Source organism: Citrobacter sp. wls757, from assembly GCF_005280935.1.
GTDB lineage: Bacteria > Pseudomonadota > Gammaproteobacteria > Enterobacterales > Enterobacteriaceae > Citrobacter > Citrobacter portucalensis.
This window is the reverse complement of record NZ_SZWU01000068.1, coordinates 1-2320: the sequence shown is the minus strand read 5'-3', so window position 1 is coordinate 2320 and position 2320 is coordinate 1. Positions and strand designations below refer to the sequence as shown.

General features: G+C 50.7%; 3 protein-coding genes and 2 pseudogenes. All 5 read left to right on the top strand.

The annotated features are described in order from the left end of the window. Positions 1-53 precede the first annotated feature (53 nt). Positions 54-629: pseudogene (locus FDW94_RS24525) on the top strand (replication protein); the annotation flags it as partial. A 390-nt stretch (positions 630-1019) separates the two neighbouring features. Next, positions 1020-1328 (top strand): annotated as a pseudogene (locus FDW94_RS24520) (hypothetical protein); the annotation flags it as partial. 2 nt (positions 1329-1330) lie between these two features. Continuing rightward, positions 1331-1669, top strand: coding sequence for a DUF977 family protein (locus FDW94_RS18815; RefSeq protein ID WP_137378077.1), 339 nt, complete (start codon positions 1331-1333; stop codon positions 1667-1669). Beyond that, the gene (locus FDW94_RS18810) at positions 1666-1974 is read left to right on the top strand and encodes an ead/Ea22-like family protein (RefSeq protein WP_137378076.1); all 309 of its coding nucleotides are present in this window, start codon (positions 1666-1668) and stop codon (positions 1972-1974) included. The genes FDW94_RS18815 and FDW94_RS18810 overlap by 4 nt, the downstream gene beginning before the upstream one ends. Before the next feature lies 1 nt (position 1975). Next, positions 1976-2179 carry a hypothetical protein gene (locus tag FDW94_RS18805; RefSeq protein WP_016236991.1) on the top strand — a complete coding sequence of 68 codons (204 nt, stop codon included), beginning with the start codon at positions 1976-1978 and terminating at the stop codon, positions 2177-2179. Positions 2180-2320 lie beyond the last annotated feature (141 nt).

Below are 2320 nucleotides of genomic sequence, written 5' to 3'. Positions count from 1 at the left end.
CGAACACCAACGGCCTTCAGGTGCAAAAACGGGACGTAATTGCGGAGAACAGTATGTCAAATACCGCTGAAATATTCAAATTCCCCACACAGCAGGGAAAACAGGAGAGCAGCATGGCTGATCTGGAGAAAGGCTATTTGCGCCTGGCCAACCAGATTCAGGATGCCCTGTGTATCGTCGAACTATCCGGGCGTGAGTTTCGGGTGCTGAATGCTATCGTTCGTCTGACCTATGGCTGGTCTAAGAGTTCGGACCGCATCGCCAATAGCCTCATTGCAGATAAAACGACGCTGAAGGTGAAGCACGTCTCTGAGGCCGTGTTGAGCCTTGCCTATCGGAACATCATCATCCTGCGCCGCATTGGGCAAACCAGATACATAGGGATAAATACCAGCCTGGATAAATGGGCGTATACCAAGCCAAATTGCATGAAGTGTCCAGCGGTGTTTCCTGCTGCTGAAGTTGTCACATGGGTTATTACCATCCCTGAATTCAGGGATAGCAATTTTACCCATTCAAGCATCCCTGAAAACGGGGATAACCATCCCCAAAAACAGGGAGAGGTATCCCTGAAAACAGGGAACACCAAAGACATTCTTCCAAATACAAATATAAATACAGATCTAACCCAACCCAAACCCTTCCCATCTGGAAGGGCTTTTCGGGATTACGTTGCTGGACTACTTGAAGGGAAATTATTGGGCGGTTCGGCATCGGAATTTCACGCTTCTGCGATCGCCACGTTGCAAGCTGTCGGATTGGATGTTCACCGTGAGTATCCGGTTCCTGAACGCGGCGATGGGCGTGAAGGGAGGGTTGATATCGTCGTGACTGATGGACATGGGACTCGGTGTGGTATCGAGCTTGATCGAAATTCCCCACGCCAAAAATCTCTACTGAAACTTGGCGCAGTTGAGATGGGCATATGCGTGTTACGCCGTAGCGACATCGTAAGGCGTACTGAACAGGGCGTTCTGATCATCGGCGGTTCTGAATCTGCAAAAAAATATAGGTCTGCAAAATTCAACCCGCTGGATGTCGAGCTTCCCGAATGGCTGAATGCTGCGTCGTGGAAAGAATGGGTCACATATCGCCAGCAGTCAGGCAAGTCCATTAAAACCGAGCTGACCGTCATCAAGGCTTTCAGCCTGCTGAAGGCCTGCCTGGACGAAGGTCACGATCCCGTTGATGTGATCAACACCAGTATTGCCAACGGATACCAGGGACTGTTCAAACCGAAGTTCGCTCTCAACGACCGCAAATCGGGCAGGGATGTGAACCGCATTTCTGAGCCAGATAAAACCATCCCAACAGGATTCAGGGGGTAAGCATGTCAAGGCCAAATACACCAGAAGAGCAGGCGGCACTTATCAGAGTGATCATCGAAGAGGTGAAAATCCGCGGTCGTTTAACCGTTAGCGAGGCATCACAGATGTTGTCGCTGCATCGTCAGACTGCTGAGAAGTATTTCCGCGTAGCAGCCGAACGCGGCGAACTAATTCGTTACGGTCGTCTTGGTTTGTTCAGGGACCAGAAGGCGGTGATTGATTTCGATCTCCAGCGATTCTCATACGGTTCGAGTAAGCCTCTGATTGAGTTACCTACAGATTTTCGGGGAAGTGCAGTTATGCGCCGGGTTATAGATATCGTGGGGAGAATGCCTGTATGACAATCGATAAACAGGCGCTGAGCCAATTAGCAACTGATGCGCACGAGCTGGGCATCATCAAGCGTTACACAAAAGGCATCGAGGCCAATAAGAGATTCGTTGCCATCGCCACTCCTTTGACCGTGCTGGGGCTGCTGGATGAGCTGGAAGCAGCAGAGAATTGCATTGCAGAACACCGCAAGGTGCTAAACAGCCTTGCAGCTGTAGCCCGTCGTTACCTGCCTGATTATGACGAACATCCTGAAATTCAGGCCGCTGACGAATTACTTGAGAGCACCGCTGGCATTGGCGTGAAGGGGGAATGAGATGTCAAAATCACCAATGAAACTCATGCTACGGGCATGGAACAAAGAGCTTAAAAATCCAGAATGGGGCATGGGCAATCGTAAACACCGCAAAGCTTGTGCTCGTGATTTTGCCGGAGCCAGCATAGAAACCGATGCTGATATCCCTAACCAAGCCGAAGCAGATGACCGCCTGGCGGAAGAACTTACTTACTGGACGGACTAACCCATGAAAACTAACCACCCGGCGCACGGTCCTGTATCACTCGATCGCCTGCTCCAGATAAGCGAAATACTCAGCAAAGCAGCAGCACAAAGCGACGGCGGCAATCTCGGCTACGCAATGGCTGATGCTGTGAAGGTGATT

What these genes read in the sequence shown, in the direction of transcription:
- FDW94_RS18815 (WP_137378077.1), top strand. Translation starts at nt 1,331, where the DNA reads ATGTCAAGGCCAAATACACCAGAAGAGCAGGCGGCACTTATCAGAGTG.
- FDW94_RS18810 (WP_137378076.1), top strand. Translation starts at nt 1,666, where the DNA reads ATGACAATCGATAAACAGGCGCTGAGCCAATTAGCAACTGATGCGCAC.
- FDW94_RS18805 (WP_016236991.1), top strand. Translation starts at nt 1,976, where the DNA reads ATGTCAAAATCACCAATGAAACTCATGCTACGGGCATGGAACAAAGAG.